This window comes from Flavobacterium tructae (assembly GCF_001853485.1).
Classification (GTDB): Bacteria; Bacteroidota; Bacteroidia; order Flavobacteriales; family Flavobacteriaceae; genus Flavobacterium; species Flavobacterium tructae.
Genome location: NZ_MIKE01000022.1, coordinates 571,973 through 590,243, shown reverse-complemented (window position 1 = coordinate 590,243; position 18,271 = coordinate 571,973). Strand labels below are relative to the sequence as shown.

General features: G+C 35.2%; 21 protein-coding genes. 11 read left to right on the top strand and 10 right to left on the bottom strand.

Going from position 1 to position 18,271, the window contains the following annotated elements; translation table 11 throughout:
• The first annotated feature begins 59 nt into the window (after positions 1-59).
• The 6 genes from BHE19_RS10260 (at position 60) to BHE19_RS10235 (ending at position 4,326) form a co-directional block, all read left to right on the top strand.
• Complete coding sequence (locus BHE19_RS10260; RefSeq protein ID WP_070907023.1) at positions 60-515, top strand: nuclear transport factor 2 family protein; 456 nt, start codon at positions 60-62, stop codon at positions 513-515.
• A gap of 207 nt (positions 516-722) precedes the next feature.
• Positions 723-1,184 carry an IS200/IS605 family transposase gene (gene tnpA / locus BHE19_RS10255; RefSeq protein ID WP_070907022.1) on the top strand — a complete coding sequence of 154 codons (462 nt, stop codon included), beginning with the start codon at positions 723-725 and terminating at the stop codon, positions 1,182-1,184.
• 115 nt (positions 1,185-1,299) lie between these two features.
• On the top strand, positions 1,300-1,650 hold the full coding sequence (locus BHE19_RS10250; protein ID WP_070907021.1) for a cupin domain-containing protein: 351 nt from the start codon (positions 1,300-1,302) through the stop codon (positions 1,648-1,650).
• Between the two features lie 142 nt (positions 1,651-1,792).
• Complete coding sequence (locus BHE19_RS10245; RefSeq protein ID WP_017495426.1) at positions 1,793-2,938, top strand: MFS transporter; 1,146 nt, start codon at positions 1,793-1,795, stop codon at positions 2,936-2,938.
• Positions 2,939-2,989: 51 nt separating this feature from the next.
• Positions 2,990-3,922 (top strand): peptidylprolyl isomerase, encoded by a 933-nt coding sequence (locus BHE19_RS10240; protein ID WP_017495425.1) that lies wholly within the window; start codon positions 2,990-2,992, stop codon positions 3,920-3,922.
• 92 nt (positions 3,923-4,014) lie between these two features.
• Positions 4,015-4,326, top strand: a complete 312-nt coding sequence (locus BHE19_RS10235; protein ID WP_070907020.1) for a c-type cytochrome — start codon at positions 4,015-4,017, stop codon at positions 4,324-4,326.
• 111 nt (positions 4,327-4,437) lie between these two features.
• Here BHE19_RS10235 and BHE19_RS10230 read toward each other — a convergent pair whose 3' ends face one another.
• On the bottom strand, positions 4,438-4,833 hold the full coding sequence (locus BHE19_RS10230) for a GreA/GreB family elongation factor (protein ID WP_017495423.1): 396 nt from the start codon (positions 4,831-4,833) through the stop codon (positions 4,438-4,440).
• A gap of 332 nt (positions 4,834-5,165) precedes the next feature.
• Positions 5,166-5,729 (bottom strand): thioredoxin family protein, encoded by a 564-nt coding sequence (locus tag BHE19_RS10225; protein WP_070907019.1) that lies wholly within the window; start codon positions 5,727-5,729, stop codon positions 5,166-5,168.
• A 216-nt stretch (positions 5,730-5,945) separates the two neighbouring features.
• Here BHE19_RS10225 and BHE19_RS10220 point away from each other — a divergent pair, with 216 nt between their 5' ends.
• Positions 5,946-6,281 (top strand): tRNA-binding protein, encoded by a 336-nt coding sequence (locus tag BHE19_RS10220; protein ID WP_017495421.1) that lies wholly within the window; start codon positions 5,946-5,948, stop codon positions 6,279-6,281.
• A 74-nt stretch (positions 6,282-6,355) separates the two neighbouring features.
• On the opposite strand, the gene BHE19_RS10215 is transcribed toward BHE19_RS10220, so the two are convergent.
• The 3 genes from BHE19_RS10215 to BHE19_RS10205 form a co-directional block, all read right to left on the bottom strand.
• Complete coding sequence (locus BHE19_RS10215) at positions 6,356-6,901, bottom strand: RBBP9/YdeN family alpha/beta hydrolase (protein ID WP_070907018.1); 546 nt, start codon at positions 6,899-6,901, stop codon at positions 6,356-6,358.
• A 144-nt stretch (positions 6,902-7,045) separates the two neighbouring features.
• On the bottom strand, positions 7,046-7,414 hold the full coding sequence (locus tag BHE19_RS10210; RefSeq protein WP_017495419.1) for a PUR family DNA/RNA-binding protein: 369 nt from the start codon (positions 7,412-7,414) through the stop codon (positions 7,046-7,048).
• A gap of 68 nt (positions 7,415-7,482) precedes the next feature.
• Positions 7,483-9,261, bottom strand: a complete 1,779-nt coding sequence (locus BHE19_RS10205) for an ABC transporter ATP-binding protein (protein ID WP_017495418.1) — start codon at positions 9,259-9,261, stop codon at positions 7,483-7,485.
• Between the two features lie 205 nt (positions 9,262-9,466).
• On the opposite strand from BHE19_RS10205, the gene BHE19_RS10200 reads away from it, so the two are divergent.
• From BHE19_RS10200 to yajC, 3 genes are all read left to right on the top strand, one after another.
• Positions 9,467-10,573, top strand: coding sequence for a Glu/Leu/Phe/Val family dehydrogenase (locus BHE19_RS10200; protein ID WP_017495417.1), 1,107 nt, complete (start codon positions 9,467-9,469; stop codon positions 10,571-10,573).
• A gap of 193 nt (positions 10,574-10,766) precedes the next feature.
• Positions 10,767-11,678: a transcription antitermination factor NusB gene (gene nusB / locus BHE19_RS10195; protein ID WP_070907017.1), complete on the top strand. Its 912-nt coding sequence runs from the start codon at positions 10,767-10,769 to the stop codon at positions 11,676-11,678.
• A gap of 149 nt (positions 11,679-11,827) precedes the next feature.
• Positions 11,828-12,103, top strand: a complete 276-nt coding sequence (gene yajC, locus BHE19_RS10190) for a preprotein translocase subunit YajC (RefSeq protein ID WP_026109868.1) — start codon at positions 11,828-11,830, stop codon at positions 12,101-12,103.
• A 201-nt stretch (positions 12,104-12,304) separates the two neighbouring features.
• On the opposite strand, the gene BHE19_RS10185 is transcribed toward yajC, so the two are convergent.
• From BHE19_RS10185 to BHE19_RS10175, 3 genes are all read right to left on the bottom strand, one after another.
• Positions 12,305-12,883 (bottom strand): YdeI/OmpD-associated family protein, encoded by a 579-nt coding sequence (locus tag BHE19_RS10185; protein ID WP_070907016.1) that lies wholly within the window; start codon positions 12,881-12,883, stop codon positions 12,305-12,307.
• An 8-nt stretch (positions 12,884-12,891) separates the two neighbouring features.
• Positions 12,892-14,169 (bottom strand): peptidase T, encoded by a 1,278-nt coding sequence (gene pepT / locus BHE19_RS10180; RefSeq protein WP_070907015.1) that lies wholly within the window; start codon positions 14,167-14,169, stop codon positions 12,892-12,894.
• Between the two features lie 228 nt (positions 14,170-14,397).
• Positions 14,398-15,528 carry a formylglycine-generating enzyme family protein gene (locus BHE19_RS10175; protein WP_070907014.1) on the bottom strand — a complete coding sequence of 377 codons (1,131 nt, stop codon included), beginning with the start codon at positions 15,526-15,528 and terminating at the stop codon, positions 14,398-14,400.
• A gap of 353 nt (positions 15,529-15,881) precedes the next feature.
• Here BHE19_RS10175 and BHE19_RS10170 point away from each other — a divergent pair, with 353 nt between their 5' ends.
• Entirely contained in the window at positions 15,882-16,916 is a 1,035-nt protein-coding gene (locus BHE19_RS10170) for a quinone-dependent dihydroorotate dehydrogenase (RefSeq protein WP_070907013.1), read from the top strand.
• Here the strand turns inward: BHE19_RS10170 and BHE19_RS10165 are convergent.
• Positions 16,902-17,618, bottom strand: a complete 717-nt coding sequence (locus tag BHE19_RS10165) for a DUF3307 domain-containing protein (protein ID WP_070907012.1) — start codon at positions 17,616-17,618, stop codon at positions 16,902-16,904. The genes BHE19_RS10170 and BHE19_RS10165 overlap by 15 nt on opposite strands.
• Positions 17,615-18,229 (bottom strand): hypothetical protein, encoded by a 615-nt coding sequence (locus BHE19_RS10160; RefSeq protein ID WP_070907011.1) that lies wholly within the window; start codon positions 18,227-18,229, stop codon positions 17,615-17,617. Before BHE19_RS10160 ends, BHE19_RS10165 begins: the two co-directional genes overlap by 4 nt.
• Between the last annotated feature and the right edge of the window lie 42 nt (positions 18,230-18,271).

Below are 18,271 nucleotides of genomic sequence, written 5' to 3'. Positions count from 1 at the left end.
CATTTCAGTATATTTATGTTCTCTTTATGCTGATCTTGAGTAACTTAAAATGATAAATCATGAGAAAAATAGCAATGTTAATGGTGTTTTTTCTAATTATTTCCTGTAACAATCAAAATCAATCAAAACCTATGGATGCCACAAAAAACGAACAATTAATTAAACAGTATTTTGAACATTTTAACAACCACGACTGGAAGAAGATGTCAGAAATGTACACGGATACCGCTGATTTTAAAGACCCTTCACTAGGAGCGGGGATTGTAAAACAAACCCGTAAACAAATTGCGGATAAGTATGCAGAACTAAATGCTACATTTCCGGATTTGCATGATAAAGTGATTCAGGTTTATCCGTCGGGAGACAAACATATTATTGTAGAGTTTGTTTCATCAGGTACAGCGCCTGATAATTCAAAATTTGAACTGCCAATCTGCACTATTTTTACCATTGAAAACGGATTGATTACCAAAGATTTTACCTATTTCGATAATTTTGAAGAAGAGGAAAACTAAGGCCAGCTGCTAACTGTAAAAAGAGGTGTTGTCCCTACGGGACATTGTTGACGGTGGATTACCGATATTTTGCTCCTGACGGAGCATTTTTTTTGCTAATAAGTAAAATAAATTGAGGGAAGTAATATTTAACGATAAAATATTTGTAGTTTTATTCTTTCTTTTTTAGTGATTTAAAATTATTCCGTTAGGAATTACATATCGGTAATGGCAAACACATACACCCAAATACATATTCATTTTGTTTTCGCAGTGAAATTCAGACGCTCGTTAATAGACAAAGAATGGAAAGCCGAATTGTATCAATATATAACCGGAATTATAAAAAATAATGATCATAAGCTTCTGGCGATAAATGGCGTATCGGATCATATTCATATTTTGATCGGGATCAGACCTGCGCAATCAATTTCTGATTTGATGAAAAATATTAAACAGGATTCCTCAAAATGGATCAATAGTAATAAATTGTCTAAAAGTCATTTTCAGTGGCAGGAAGGTTATGGAGCGTTTTCATACAGTAAATCTCAACTGAGTACTGTAATCAGGTATATTGAAAACCAGGAAGCGCACCACAAAAAGAAAACTTTGAGAGAGGAGTATATTCACTTTTTGCAGAAGTCTGAAGTTGATTATGATGAAAAGTTTATTTTTAAAGAATTAATTTAGAAGTAAGTAATAAGAAAACAGATTAGCTTAAATTTGATAAAAATAGCCGAAACGAAAAGACGTTTATCGTTTAATGAAATTGCAAGAAACGAAAAGTTAATGAAACACAGAGAAAATGCAGCATCTAAAAACAAGTAAAGAATTTATAAAAGGAGATGAAATTGAGTGGGAGATCGTAGGAGAAGGAATCAAGCGTAAAATTCTGGCTTTCGATGAAAGAGTGATGTTAGTAAATGTACATTTTGAGAAAGGCGGAATTGGAGTTTTACACGAGCACTATCATTCTCAGGTTACCTATGTTTCCAGTGGTAAATTTGATGTTACCATTAGCGGAGTCACCCAAACGTTAAAGGAAGGAGATAGTTTTTACATTCCGCCTCATGCCATTCATGGAGTAGTTTGTCTGGAAAGCGGACTTCTGACAGATGTTTTTAGTCCAATGCGAGAAGATTTTATACAATCGTAAGGGCTTAAAGTCCATTAAAAGCGATAAAATAAGAACCGAATTGGTTTTGAAACCTTTAAAAATTATAATTTTTTTAAAGTTTTGGTAATAATTAGATTGGTATTTTTGCAAAATGAATTTATCCAAAACGAATGTCTTATTTATGGCAGCTTGCACCGGACTTATAGTTGCAAACCTGTATTACTGCCAACCTTTAATTGTTTTAATTGCCAACGAATTTAAAATTCCTGAAGCCAGTGCGGGAACAATAACCTATCTAACCCAGGCGGGTTATGCTATAGGACTGTTTTTCATGGTTCCGCTGGGAGATAAAATCGAACGTAAAAAGCAAATTTTAATCACCACTTTTGCTTCTGTAATCGCTTTAATTATTGCGGCAACGGCAAAAAGTTTCTTTCTTTTGCAGGTAGCTTCTTTATTAATTGGAATTACTTCAATTGTACCACAGTTAATTTTACCATTGGCAGCATCTTTAAGTGCGCCTGAACAGCGCGGAAAAGTAGTCGGAACCATAATGAGTGGTTTACTTGTGGGGATATTGCTTTCCAGAACTTTAAGCGGATTTATCGGTCAGGTATTGGGTTGGAGGTCTATGTTTTATATTGCTGCAGGTATTTGTTTACTGATATTTTTTGTGATTCAGAATAAATTTCCGGTCAATAAACCTCAGTTTGAGGGAACTTACGGACAGCTGATTCAATCGCTTTTTACACTTATAAAAACACAACCGGTTCTGCGTGAAGCGACACTGATCAATGTATTTAGTTTTGCGCAATTTGGGGCCTTTTGGACCACTATGGTTTTATTGCTTTCGGGAGAACCATTCGGTTTTAACAGTGCTACAATTGGACTATTTGGAATTGTGGGAGCATCAGGAGCTTTGGCGGCACCTTTAGTAGGAAAAATGGGAGACAAAGGAAACTCAAGAATTGCGGTAGGTTACGGTTGTTTATTGATCTTAATTAGTTTTCTGGTTTTTTATTTTTCAATAGAAAGTGTGATCGGAATTGCGATTGGAATTGTATTTATTGATATCGGAATTCAGGGAGTGCATATTTCAAACCAAACCCGCGTGTATTCCTTACTTCCTGAAGCCAGAAACCGATTGAATACCGTCTTTATGTCATTTAGTTTTTTAGGAACAGCAGCCGGATCTGCTTACGGATTGTTGTTATGGAAACTGGGCGGATGGCATGCCGTAACCATTGGATGTGTTGGATTATCGGCACTGGCATTTACGGTTTATGGCCTTACTTACAAATCAAAGTCTAAAAAACAGAAAGCATAAATTGATATAAAATTAATTTGTAAATTTGCAATCAAATAAAAAATAACAACCATGGAAAACGGAATATACGCTAAATTCAACACTAGTAAAGGTTCGATTTTAGTAAAACTTACACACGATTTAACACCTGGGACCGTAGGGAATTTTGTAGCTCTTGCAGAAGGAAATATGGAAAATAAAGTAAAACCTCAAGGACAAAAATTCTATGACGGATTAACTTTTCACAGAGTAATTCCTGATTTTATGATTCAGGGAGGATGTCCAAAAGGAACCGGAACCGGAGATCCTGGATACAAATTTGATGATGAGTTTCACCCAAGCTTGAAACACGATCGTCCGGGAGTTTTAGCAATGGCAAATTCAGGTCCGGCAAGTAACGGTTCTCAATTTTACATTACTCACGTTCCAACTTCATGGTTAGATGGAAAACATACTGTTTTTGGTCATGTAATCGAAGGACAGGATGTTGTGGATGCTGTAGCTCAAGGAGATAATCTTGATGCAGTAGAAATCATCAGAGTAGGTGAAGAAGCTCAAAAATGGAATGCAATCGAAGCTTTTATCTCTTTAAAAGGAGCTCGTTTGAAGCGTGATGCTGCTTTAAAAGCTGAATCAGAAGCAAAGATGGAGCAATTGGCTGCAGGTTTTGATAAAACAGATAGTGGATTGCGTTATAAAATGATCCAAAAAGGAGAAGGTAAAAAAGCAGAAGCAGGTAAAACTGTTGCAGTACACTACGAAGGTTCTTTAGAAAACGGAAAAGTATTTGATTCTTCTTACCCACGTAAAAAACCGATCGAATTTAGATTAGGTCAGGGGCAGGTTATTGAAGGATGGGACGAAGGTATTGCTTTATTACAAGTAGGTGACAAAGCTCGTTTTGTAATTCCATCTGATTTAGCTTACGGAGCTTCAGGTGCAGGAGGAGTTATTCCACCACACGCAACTTTGATTTTTGACGTTGAATTAATGGACGTAAAATAAGACTTTACAGCAATTTAGTATTGTTTTAAATAGCAATCCCATTCGCTAGCCGAATGGGATTTTTTTTATATTTACTTTAAAAAACAAGAACAATGAAATTAAGGATCCTAACTTTAACCGCTGCGACATTGCTTTTGATTTCGTGCGGTACAAAAAAAGCAGCTCCGGTTGCAACAGCCACTCCGGCTGCAACTGAGACGGCAAAAACTACAGAACTAACTCCTGCATTGGCAGAAGGTAAAAACTTGTACGAAAACAGTTGTGCAAGATGCCATAAACTATACGATCCGAAGAAATTTAGTCAGGAAGACTGGAAGCCAATTCTGGTAAGAATGCAGAAAAAAGCGAAGGTAGACGATACTCAAATTGCTTTAATATCAAACTATATAACTTCTCAATTGTAAGGAGTTGAAATTTAAAAAGCATAAAAACTATTCATATTATTTTTGAATAGTTTTTTTTTGCTTCAAACTAAGCATAAAAAAAACACCTTCACGCGGGAGGTGTTTAGAAAATTAAGAAGCGTTTTCAGAAGAATTGTCAACCGCTGCTATTTTTAAAGTTTTTATTCCGGCCGGTAATTCCCAATCGACAACATCGTCTTTTTTAAAGCCAATAATGGCAACACTTAGTGGCGCTAATATTGATATTTTGCCCTCTTTTACGTCTGCAAATGAAGGAAGGACAATTTGAATTTTCATTTGTTTTTTTGCTTTTACATCTTCAATAATAACATGGGAATTAATGCGTATAGTGCTGCTGTCTAATTCACTTTCTTTACGGATAACAGCGCGGTCCAGCTCGTTCGAAAGCTGTCCAATTTCTTTGGCATTGGTTGCATTTTTACTTTTTAGGATCAATTCTCTTAAAAATTGATAATCTGACTTACAGAATGTAGGTGTTGGTTTCATATCTATTCTAATTTATTGTGGGTTGACTGTGTAGAATTTTCAGTTGCAAATTAGAGCTACAGTCATTTCTGGCGGTCTGTAAATGGAGACTGCTGCTAAAAACTGAAAATTGTAAACTGAAAAATTTAAAAAAAATAATCCTCCGTCTGAGAGAAGAAATTGAAATAGACGGAGGCCTAATTGATAAAGGCCTTACTATGTGAAATAAATACAGTCGAGTATGCCCTTCTCGTAAGAGAAAGCAATACCGGAGAAACTGTAAATAGATTTATAGTAGTCACTGTGGGAATAATTAATTTGATTTGTAAAGATAGGCAAACTTTTTGAAAATACTAAAGCGATGTTTTCCATTTGATGTTGCAGCCAATACTTGGTTTTTGCGGATCTTTCAGGCTTCTGTTATAAATAAGAGCATCAATTGCACTGCGAAGATCACTTCCGCTTAACGGAATTCCGTTTCCGGGTCTTGAATCGTCCAATTGACCACGGTAAAACAGTCGATCCTGATTGTCAAATAAATAAAAATCAGGAGTGCAAGCCGCTTCGTAAGCTTTGGCAACTTCCTGGCTTTCGTCGTACAAATACGGGAAATCGATCTTGTTCTGAAAAGCAAAGTCAGTCATTAATTCGGGACCGTCTTGCGGATAGTTTTTAACATCGTTGCTTGAAATCGCAATCACACCAATTCCCTGTACACGATAATCATTGGCAATCATGACAACCTCTTTGATAACATGAAGCACAAATGGGCAATGGTTGCAAATAAACATAACCAGCGTACCTTTTGAGCCCCTCAAATCGTCAAATGAATACTCATTATTCGAATTGGTATCTCTTAATTTGAAATCTGGAGCAATTGTTCCAAGAGGAATCATATTAGAAGGAGTTCGTGCCATTTTTGTAGAAATAAGTTCTTCAAAAATAACTTTAAATTTCTGTAAAAGAAAGGATATAGACTTGTTTTTAATTTTTTGGAGTATATTTTCTTTTATGAGATCAGAACAACAATATGATTTCTAAATTGAGGAAAACAACTCAAAAAACAGTTATGGAATTGGTGGTTGTAATACTAAAATTAATAGGTTTGTAAAACATCAAATAGTAAAACAAAAATGGATTTAACCTGGAGTGAATTTGAAAGAACTGACATGCGTGTCGGAACAATTATAGAAGTAAATGATTTTCCCGAAGCCAGAAAACCGGCCTACCAGCTGACCATTGATTTTGGTCCCGAAATAGGAATCCGTAAATCATCAGCTCAAATAACGGTGCATTATAAAAAAGAAGATTTGCTAAACCGACAAATTATCTCAGTAGTCAATTTTCCCAAAAAGCAAATCGGGAAATTTATGAGCGAATGTTTGGTTCTAGGCGCAATAGGCAAGGAGGGGGATGTTATTTTACTGGCACCTGATTTTAAAATAGAAAATGGACTGCGAATAGGTTAGTTTGCAGTATCCAGTCACGGTTTACAGTCTCAGTTTTCAGTATGCAGACTGCGACTGTAAACTGCGACTGAAGACTATTTTGTTTTCTCGATCAATTGTTTCAAAATCAATTGTCCTTCTTCCCAATATTTTAAATCCGAATCGGAGTTGATGTGTCCTCTTTGTCCCACATTGACAAGATCGCTTCCCCACATTTCGGCAAAGTATTTTTTTCGCTCAAAAGTCGCGTAAGGATCATTTTCGCTCGCTACTACAATAGAAGGGAAAGGCAGTTTCGAGGTTGGCATTGGTGAAAAGTTTCGTATAGATTCCGGTGTGTGTGCAGGTGAATCTACATCGGCAGGTGCAACCAGTAAGGCGCCCACTATGTTTGAATTGTTATTGTTCTGTGCCCAATGTAGGACAAGTGAAACAGCTAAGCTGTGTGCTACTAGTATTGTCGGACCATTAAGTCCGGAGATTTCTTCTTCTAAACGCTCAAGCCATTCTGCGCGAATAGGTTCATCCCATTCGTCGTGAACGATGCGGGTTGAATTTTTAAATTTCTCATGCCAAAACGTTTGCCAATGTTTGTCTCCTGAATTTCCAAGACCTGGCAGAATCAATAGCTGTATTTCCATTGTTGCTTTTTTATCAAGATAGTTGAATTCCTTATTTTAAAGCATAAATAAATGTTCTACCAAATTGGTAGAGTTTATGTGTTTAAAAAAAGTCCAAAATGCAAAACACTATGGACTTATACTTTTAAAAAAGTCTTCCGTCGACTAAATATCGTCAAAATCTATATCAGTAAAACTGGTTCTTTGTCCTTCAGGTTTATCAGAACCATATTCTTTTTTGAAATCTTTTTGATGTCTTTCAGAGATTACTTCTTCGCCCTTGTGGTTCAGGACATAGGAAGTCATTTCTTCAAGTATTTCGGCAAAAGCACTAAAGTCTTCTTTATACAAGTAGATCTTGTGTTTCTTAAAATGAAAGGAACCGTCTTCCTCAGTAAATTTTTTACTTTCGGTAATTGTGATATAATAATCATCAGCTTTAGTAGCTCTCACATCAAAGAAATAAGTTCTTCTTCCTGCTCGTAATACTTTAGAAAAAATCTCTTCTTTTTCTAACATGTCATTTTCTCTCATAATACGTTCTATCATTTTTGGAATTAATAGTACTCAAAAATCATAAAAAATTATCTATTACGCAACAATTAAAGTAATTCTTTTTCTGAAAGTTGTTTTAAATATAACGATGCATAATAGCCTTCCTGATTTATTAATTGATTATGAGAGCCTTGTTGAATGATCTTCCCGTCTTCCAGAATGATTATTTTATCGGCATTTTTTGCCGATGATACCCTGTGACTTACTATTATTGTAGTTTTATCCTTGCAAATTTCAAATAAATTGCTAAGGATTGTTTCCTCTGTTTCTGTGTCCACTGCCGACAAACAATCGTCGAAAAGTAAAATCGCCGGATTTTTAATAATGGCGCGCGCAATAGAGACACGCTGCTTTTGTCCGCCTGAGAGAGTGATTCCTCTTTCTCCTAAAACAGTATCGTATTGTTTGTTAAAAGCGATAATATTATCATGAACTACCGCATTTTTGGCCGCTTCGATTACTTCTTCATCTGTAGCGTTCTGATTGCCGAATTTTATATTGTTTTTAATAGTGTCCGAGAATAGAAAAGCGTCCTGAGGTACAATTCCAACATTATTTCGCAAATCATATAGGTTCAGACCGCTGATTTCGTTTTGATCAATGGTGATTTTCCCTTCGGTTACATCATATAAACGAGAGATTAGCGATAATATTGTGGACTTCCCGGAACCGGTTTTTCCTAAAATGGCCAATGTCTCTCCTTTTTTGACAGTAAAAGTTACATTTTTAAGCGCTTCAATATTGGTGTCTTCGTAGGTATAGCTTACATTTTCAAAAGAAATTGTGCCTTCAATATCGGAATGATTTTCGTTATTGTTTTTTATTTCAGGTTCGATTTTTAAAAATTCATTCAAACGTTTCTGAGAAGCTTCGGCCTCCTGTACCATTGATGAAACCCATCCTAATGAAGCTACTGGCCAGGTTAACATATTCACATATAAAATAAACTCGGCAATCGTTCCAATATTTGGAATCGTTCCGTTAATGTACATAACACCTCCAAAGTAAATGACTACAAGGTTACTGATTCCGATTAAGGCAATCATCAAAGGACCAAATAAGGACTGTACTTTGGCTAAATCTAAGCTCTTTTTTTTGCTTTCGTCAGCCAGAGCGACCATGTTGTTTTGATGCTGATTTTCCAGTGAGTTGGCTTTTATAACACGGATACCGGAAAAGATTTCCTGTGTGAAGCTGGAAACTTTAGATAAATATTGCTGAAAAGTGGTACTTCTTTTATTGATTTCTGAGCTTAGTTTGAAAATACAATAGGAAAGAATAGGTAAAGGTAAAATCGTATAAAGTGTCAATAATGGTGAGACATTGTACATATATATAATGACAATGGCAAAACGAATAAAAGTATTGATCGTATACATTACGGCAGGCCCCACATACATACGAACTTTTGAAACGTCTTCGCTAATACGGTTCATTAAATCTCCGGTGCGGTTTTGTTTGTAAAAGTTTTGTGAGAGTCTTTCATATTGTTTGAAAACCTCATTTTTTAAATCAAACTCGATATGACGCGACATTACAATCAAAGTCTGACGCATTAAGAACGTTAAAAATCCTGCTACGATGGTAGTAGCTATGATTAGCAGTACGTTGTGAATTAATCCTTCGCGGTACGAATCAATGACGATTTGCGAAGATTGATCGGCTTTTGGTAGTTTGTCAAACTTTTCGATAGCGTTTAACGACTTGCTAATAAGCTTTGGAGTAAACAGAGAGAATATTTGTGCGATTATGGTGATTAAAATACCTAAAGAAAAACTATATTTATATTTGATGAAATATTTGTTTAAATAACTTAATTCTTTCATTTTTTTAAGAGATTCAATGTTAAAATGTTTCGATTTGATGAAATATTATGAATAAAAATTAATGCAATATATAATTTTATCAAAACAAAACGATTGTTAGATTGTTATTTTAAAGATAATAAATTAGCACATGTATATTTTTTATATAAATTTGAGAAGTCTTTTTGACATATTCATAATTTTAACAAAATAATATAGTAGCGCTATGGATGCAACTTTCGCAACTGGAAAAGAACTTCAGAAAATGGATCCTGTTTTTGGTCAATTGTCTTTTGACGATCACGAACAAATTGTATTTTGCAATGACAAAGATACAGGTTTAAAAGCAATTATTGGTATTCATAATTCAGTTATGGGACCAGCTTTAGGAGGTACTAGAATGTGGAATTACAATACTGAATGGGAAGCATTAAACGATGTTTTGCGTCTTTCAAGAGGTATGACCTATAAATCAGCCATTACCGGATTGAATATCGGTGGAGGTAAAGCAGTAATTATTGGTGATGCTAAAACGCAAAAAACACCTGAATTAATGCGTAAATTTGGTGAATTTGTTCACTCTTTAGGCGGTAGATATATTACGGCTGAGGATGTTGGAATGGAAACAAAAGACATGGACACTGTTAGAGACGTAACGCCTTATGTTACGGGTATTTCTGAAGAAAGAGGTGGTTCAGGAAATCCTTCTCCAATAACAGCTTACGGTGTTTATTTAGGAATGAAAGCTGCTGCTAAAAGTCAGTTTGGTACTGATGTTTTAGAAGGTAAAAAAGTTTTAGTTCAGGGAATTGGTCACGTAGGTGAGGCTTTGGTTGAGTATTTAACTAAAGAAGGAGCAATCGTTACAATTACGGATATCAATGAAGAGAAATTGTTTCAGGTAGCTTCGAAATACAATGCTTCAATCTATTCTGGTGAAGATTTGTATACAGCTGATGTTGATATTTATGCGCCATGTGCAATGGGAGCGATCATTAATGATGCAACTGTAGATAAAATTAAAGCTAAAGTTATTGCCGGAGCAGCTAACAATCAGTTGGCTGATGAGAATGTTCACGGAGCAAGATTACAGGAAAGAGGGATTTTATATGCTCCGGATTTCTTAATCAACGCTGGTGGAATTATCAACGTATATGCTGAATTAGAGCATTACGGTAAAGCTGAAATCATGTCAAAAACCGAAAACATCTACAACACAACTTTAGAGATTATCGAGTATGCTGTGAAAAACGGAATGACAACGCACAAAGCGGCTTTGACAATTGCTCAAAATCGTATCGATTTGAGAAAAATTGAAAACGCTAAAAAATAATAAAACATAGTTTATTGTTGAAGAGTCTCAGTCTCGGTCACAGTTTTTAGAGAAATCTTGAAATTGTGACTGAAAACTGAGACTTTTTTTATCATTTTAATTTTATTATAAAGAGTTAAATACTTACTTTTGCAGACTAATTTTTAAATGTTCTTACGAGGTGGTAAATAGAAGACACATACGCGTTAAAGTAATGCAATCCATTTATGCAATGCATCAAAGCGGTTCTGATAATATGGAAAAAGAAGAGAAGTTTCTTTTTTACAGTATTGATAATATTCAGGATCTATATCTTATAATGCTTTCTTCATTGATTGAAATTTGCAAAAAAGAGTCCGTTTTTTTACATCTTTCAAGTAAAAAACATCTTGCAACCGCTGCAGAACGTAATCCGAATGAAAAATTTATTAAAAACAAAATTTTTCAACTCCTGGCCGAAAGTAATTCACTTAGTATTGCTTTAGAAAATCGTAAAATCAACAACTGGAACCTAAACGACGATTATATCATTTTACTTTTAAATGATATCAAGTCAAGTGCTTTGTATGCGAAATACATGAGTACTACAACCAATACTTTTGAAGAAGACAGGCAATTTGTAATTGATTTGTTTGCTGAAGTAATTGTTCCAAATGAAAAATTATATGAGTATTTAGAGGATGATAAATTAACCTGGGTGGATGACATTCCGGTTGTAAATACGCACATCATCAAACAATTAAAAGCGATTAAAACAGAAGATCCGGACGATTTTAGAGTGCCTAAATTGTATAAAGATGTTGAGGATAAGGATTTTGCTAAAGATTTGTTCAGAAGAACAGTTTTAAACGAATCGGTTTTGGCAAAAGAATACGATGATAAAACACCAAACTGGGACAGCGAAAGGATTGCAGAAATTGATACTATTATTTTAAAAATGGCTATCTGCGAATTCTTAAAATTCCCTTCTATTCCAGTAAAGGTAACTCTTAACGAATATTTAGAAATTGCAAAAGAGTATTCTACACCAAAAAGTAGTATTTTTATCAACGGAATTTTAGACAATCTGGTTAAAGAGCTTACAGCAAATAAAAAGATGGTTAAAGTAGGTCGTGGTTTAATGTAATTGAGACGAATTTTCAATTTTTTAAATTCGAAAACCCAATTAAGTTGTCTTTCTGAGCGAAGTCGAAGAACAAATTCCAATTTTGCTCTGAGCGATGCCGAAGAGCCGGAAAACATAAATATTAATAACAAAAATAAAAACTGAATACTATGCAAGATTTAATGAAATTTGCGCCTTATTTACTAATGTTTGTCGTGTTGTATTTCTTTATGATCCGACCACAACAAAAAAGAGTAAAAAATGAAAAAGAATTTGAAAGCAGCCTAAAAGTAGGTGATAAAATAATTACTAAAAGTGGTTTTCACGGTAAAATTGTTGAGCTTGCTGAAACTAGTGCAGTGATCGAAACAATGTCCGGAAAATTGAAAATTGAGCGTTCAGCAATTTCTATGGAAATGAGTGCTGCTTTGAATAAAAAAGCTTAAATTTTTTCTTCGAAAAAATAAATTTCAAAATATGAAATCCCAAATTCCAAAACTGGAGTTTGGGATTTTTTTTTAATTGTCATTTCAGTCGAAATGACAGTTCTTTGTGTAAAGAAAAAAACCTTTATCAAAGTTTCAAACTTTGATAAAGGTTTTTTTATAGGTTGGGATTTGGAATTTTTAAAAATTTGAAATTTGACCCTATCTGTATTTATCATTCAAACCGATGTTTTCCAGTATCATCGGAATTACTTTCTCAATTCTCGAAAGTTTGGTTTTATCTTGCTTAGCAGTTTCAATGTACTCCAGAAATTCATATTGCTTGTAAGGACTGAATTTTTGAAATGCTTCTGCCAGAGCAGGGTTCTGATCCAGTTCTTTTTGAAAAAGTTCAGAAACAATAGCTTCTTTTTTTGAAGGTTTGATGATTTTTCCTTGTTTTTCGTTCTCAATAGCTTCCGAAATGTAGGCCAAAACCTCTGCCTCGTTTACCTGATCTTTTGAAGTAAAACGCCATTGGCGTAGCGATTTTGTTTTATCTTCCTGCGCATTGATGAGTTTCTTTTTCTCGTCTTTCAGGAAAACCCCATTGAAAAACCAAATCGTAAAATACTCTTTAAAGCCACCTATGCCGATAACATTTTTTTTGTTGTATACATAAACGGGGCCTCCCCATTTTACGGTTTCAACCAGTTCGGTTTTGTCAATAATAGCTTTTAGGAAAAGAAGTTCTTCTTCCCAATTGTTGACTTTATCCCAAACGTGTTTTTTATCGGACATACTTCGGTTTATTTTTTTCTTTTAGTTTTCTCAGGAACGTCAAAAATGCCCGGAATTGCAGTTAACTCAGCAATTTTTACAATGACATCAGTCGCTTTTTGCATACTTTCGGCAGGAACATATTCGTATTTTCCGTGAAAGTTATGACCGCCGGCAAATATATTCGGACAAGGAAGTCCCATGAAAGACAATTGCGACCCGTCTGTTCCGCCGCGAATAGGCTTGATGATAGGTTTGATGTTCAATTCTTTCATTGCTTTTTCGGCAATATTAACGATATGCTTGACAGGAAGTACTTTTTCTTTCATGTTATAGTACTGGTCTTTAACTTCAGCAATTACAATATCTTCTCCGAATTTTTTCGCAAATTTCTTATTGATTTTTTTGGCAATTTTGGCGATTAAATCTTTACGTTTTTCGAATTTTTTCTTGTTGTGATCACGGATAATTAATTCTAAAACCGTTTCTTCAATACTTCCGGTAAGATGATGTACATGGAAGAAACCTTCGTAGCCTTTCGTTTCCTGAGGGGTTTCTCCTTTTGGAAGTTCGTTGATGAAATCGTTGGCAATCAACATTGAATTGATCATTTTTCCTTTGGCGTAACCCGGATGAACGCTCTTTCCTTTGAAAGTAATTTTTGCTCCGGCCGCATTAAAGTTTTCATATTCTAATTCACCAATTTGGCTTCCGTCCATAGTATAAGCCCAGGCTGCACCGAATTTTTTTACATCAAAATGATGTGCGCCACGGCCAATTTCTTCGTCCGGAGTAAAACCAATTCTAATTTTTCCGTGTTTAATTTCCGGATGCTGAATTAAGTATTCCATAGCGGAGACAATTTCGGTAATTCCTGCTTTGTCATCGGCTCCTAATAAGGTTGTTCCATCAGTTGTAATAATGGTTTGCCCTTTATATTGTAATAAATCTTTAAAATAGTTGGGTGATAAAACGATGTTTTTCTCGGCATTCAAAACGATATCTTTCCCGTCATAGTTCTCAACAATCTGAGGCTTTACATTTGCTCCGCTAAAATCAGGAGAAGTGTCAAAATGAGATACAAAACCAATAGTTGGAACTTCATGATCGACATTAGAAGGTAACGTAGCCATAATGTAAGCTTTGTCATCTATGGTAACATCTGATAAGCCAATTGTCTTTAATTCCTCGACTAATTTATTGGCAAGATTCCATTGTTTTTCTGTACTTGGAGTTGTTTTTGAATTTGGATCTGACTCAGTGTCAATAGTTACATAACTAACAAAACGATCTATGATATGTTGCATTTTTTTTATTTTATTTTTAGGCAAATATAAGTAAATAGTTAAGGGTTGTAAAGCTTCAAATTATGAAAACTATAAATTAGACTGAAAAAAAGTTTGCTTCAAATTTTACTGATTTGTTCTGATTTTAGAAAGTTAAAATCCAATTTCACGAATTTAAATTGGTGAAATTGGATTTGTAAGTAGCATGACAAAGATTTTAATTTATGTTATTACAGACTAAAAAAAATCTTATTGAACACATCTAAAACCAATATGATTGGCCGGTGATTTGTAATCTCCTTTTCCTCTGGTGCCTACCATATAGCGGGTACAATACTGATCGGTGCATAAAAAAGATCCGCCACGCTGAACTTTTTTGGGTAGTCCGGGCTCTGAAGGATCATAAGAAGAGTCAGGACCTTGTGGGTTTTTAACAACCTGACGATTCTTACTGATTATTTCGTAGTAGTCTGCGGTATACCAGTCATTGGTCCATTCCCACACATTTCCGCCAATATCATAAAGACCATAAGGATTAGGAGCAAATTTAGCGGTCGGTGCAATGCCAATATAGCCGTCTTCGCCAGTGTCTCCTTTTTCCAGAGGAAAGTGTCCCTGATAAATGTTGGCTTGAAATTTTCCTTTAGGTTTTAAGGTATTTCCCCAGGCATACAACTGACCTGATTTTCCACCACGGGCAGCAAATTCCCATTCAGCTTCTGTTGGCAGTCTTTTTCCGGCCCATTTGGCGTAAGCGGCGGCATCATCATAGGAAATCTGAACAACAGGGTAGTTGCCTTTTCCTTTTATCGAGCTTCCGGCTCCTTCCGGATGTCTCCAGTCAGCACCATGCACATAAGTCCACCATTGCATATAATTGTTTAAATCAACTTGAGCCGGGGTAGGAGTAAACACGGCCGATCCGGCAACGAGATTTTCCAAAGGAGCATCGGGATATTCTTCATGAGTGGGTTTTATCTCAGCTAAAGTAATATAACCTGTTGCTTTAACAAAAGCTTCAAATTGGTCGTTTGTAACTTCGGTTTTATCCATGTAAAATCCATCTACATAAACACGGTGTATGGGTGCAGCATCTTTGGTAACTCCTTTTATGCTGCACAAACTTTCGTCCTCAACATTACTTCCCATAGAGAATTCTCCACCTGGAATCCACACCATTCCTTCAGGAGCTTTACCGACAGGTTTGTTTTTGTTTTCAATGGTTGGTTTAAACAATGATTTCTCCGTTGTATTTGGAACCTCGTCACAATTCATCGCCGTTAACTTTTGTTTCGGTACTATAAGTTTTGTATAGCCGTAAGCAATTGTAATAGCGGAGAGGGTTAGAATGGCAAAAATCCAATACGTTTTATTTTTCATGACGAATGTTTTTATCGAATAGTAGTTGCGGGTAAATTTAAGAATAAAGTTTATAAAGTAATCTTTTTAATATCTATTTATTTTATATAGTTAATAGTGTTTTATTGTTGTTTTTTGATAAAGTGTTGATATGATTGTGGTTAGTTTTGTATTTGTAGTGTTTAAAGATTTTGTTTTCTGTTTCCAATGTTGTAATGCAATTATGAAAAAGAGGGCTTTTGATTACAGTAAAAATCATTTGAACATAGAAATATAGGGTCAAAACCCGATGTAATTTGTTTTAGCAAAAAGAAGACATTTTCAAAGTATTATAATTAAATTTGCACCCGAAAAAACAACAACAACACACTACTATGTATAAATCGATAATTCGCCCGATACTTTTTGGGTTTGATCCTGAAGAAGTCCATTACTTTACTTTTTCATTTGTTAAATTCATTTCAAAAATCCCCGGAGTTTCATCAATTATAAGATCAGTATACGAAGTAAAAGACAGTCGTCTGGAACGTGAAGTTTTTGGAATTAAATTTAAAAACCCGGTAGGTTTGGCGGCAGGATTTGACAAAGATGCCAAGCTGTATAAAGAATTATCGGATTTCGGATTTGGATTTATCGAAATTGGGACCGTAACTCCTGTTGGACAGGAAGGGAATCCTAAAAAACGTTTGTTTCGACTAAAAGAAGACCAGGCAATTGTAAACCGAATGGGATTCAATAATGGCGGAGTTCTGGAAGCTGTAGAGCGTTTGAAAAAGAATTCCGGAGTTTTGATTGGGGGTAATATAGGAAAGAACAAGGTGACTCCAAACGAAAATGCGGTAGACGATTATATTATTTGTTTTGATGCTTTGTTTGATCACGTAGATTATTTTGTAGTCAATGTAAGTTCACCAAATACGCCAAATTTACGTGCATTACAAGACAAAGAACCTTTGACAGCTCTGTTGCAAACGCTTCAGAACAGAAATACAGAGAAACAAAAAACAAGCACGCAAAAGGTAAAACCAATTTTGTTAAAAATTGCTCCCGATCTTACAGACGAGCAGTTATTAGATATTATTGATATTGTAAAAACAACTCAGATTGCGGGTGTGATAGCCACCAATACGACAATTTCACGTGACGGATTGCAATCTGCCAATAAAGTAGAAACAGGTGGATTGTCAGGAAAACCACTAACAAAACGTTCGACAGAGGTGATTCGTTTTCTTTCGGAAAAAAGCAACAAAGCTTTCCCGATTATTGGAGTAGGGGGAATTCATACTGCCGATGATGCAATCGAGAAATTGAATGCAGGAGCCAGCTTAGTACAATTGTATACCGGTTTTATTTATGAAGGACCGGCTTTGATCAAAGCAATCAATAAAAAGGTTTTAAAGCAATTGTAAAAGCAGTACCTGAACGATTAGTCCTGTAGTAATAGCACTTCCAAAACTGATCAGCGTACCAATTAAAACATATTCGGTTAGTTTTCGGTCTTTGGCTTCTTTTAAATCGCCAAATCTAAAAATAGATTTTGCGGCTAATAGGAAACCAATGGCCTCGAAATGTCCCGTTAGAATAAAACAGAAGACAAATAATCTTTCTAATATGCCAATATAATTTCCGGCTTTGGAAAGTGAGTTTTCATTGTGGCTGCTTTGACTTTCCGGATTCCAGATTGATATAATGGTTCTAATCAGGATAGAAGTTGGTTTTGTAATGAATAAAAATCCTGTAGCTAAAATCCAAAATTGATTGTTGAGCCATAGAAAATGAACGGTTTCACCATTGTAGAGCAAAACAACGCCAATCAAAACTAAAAGGTGCAGCGCCTGATCTGCTATAAACCAACTGCGTTTTGTTGTGTTTTTCTGGAAATGGAGTTTGATTAAATCGATAACGCCATGAGATACGGCAATTAGAAAAGCGTAAGGGAGGAATTGAATTTCTCCGACTAAAACGGCTGCTAAAATGCCATGTAAAAGAATATGAAGATACAGATAAATACTTTTGTGTTTTCTGGCTTCTTTATCGACTACCCAGGAGTTAGGTTGTGCTGTAAAATCACCCAGTAAATGTGCTAAAAGTAGTTTTATAAATAAAATCATAGCGTTGTAAGTTGGTTTATTTGTGTTCTGAAATAACGGTCTAAACTCAATATTAAATCAAACTGTGCCCGTTTTTGTCTTCGGCTTACGGCGGCTCTTTTGATTCCTAATTTTGGGGCTAATTCTTCTTGTGATAAGCTTGGATTTTCTATCGCAATTGCAACAAATTCTGCAGATTGAGCGGGCCAATTATCCATAAAAGTAAGAGCAAGCTGAAGCATTAAATTCATTTTTTCATCGACAGCCGTATCACCGGTTCGCAAGGCTAAATTTACTTTTAGTTTCTTTAAAGTTCCAAAAAGTTCACCTGATTGTATAAAGGCAGAACCATTGCTTTCAGAAACTTTCTCAGCATTGTGTGTTTTATCTCCAATACCAATACTCATTCGGGCATCCAGTTTTAAAGCTTTTAAATGTGCTTTAATGAGGATGGTTGCCAATAAAGCTTCTTCGGGATTTTTTATTTCAATTTGAAATTCGTCCCCTCTGTAAATTTCCCATTGAAGAGGCGTATCTCCAAAAGGAGATAAGATTCTCTTTAAAGATTCTACCCAGTCTTTTGATTTTTGCTTTCTGGAATCGATTATATCCCCCGTAATTACACTAGTCATAGTTTCAAATATAAATAAAAAGAATAATAATAGTATTACAAA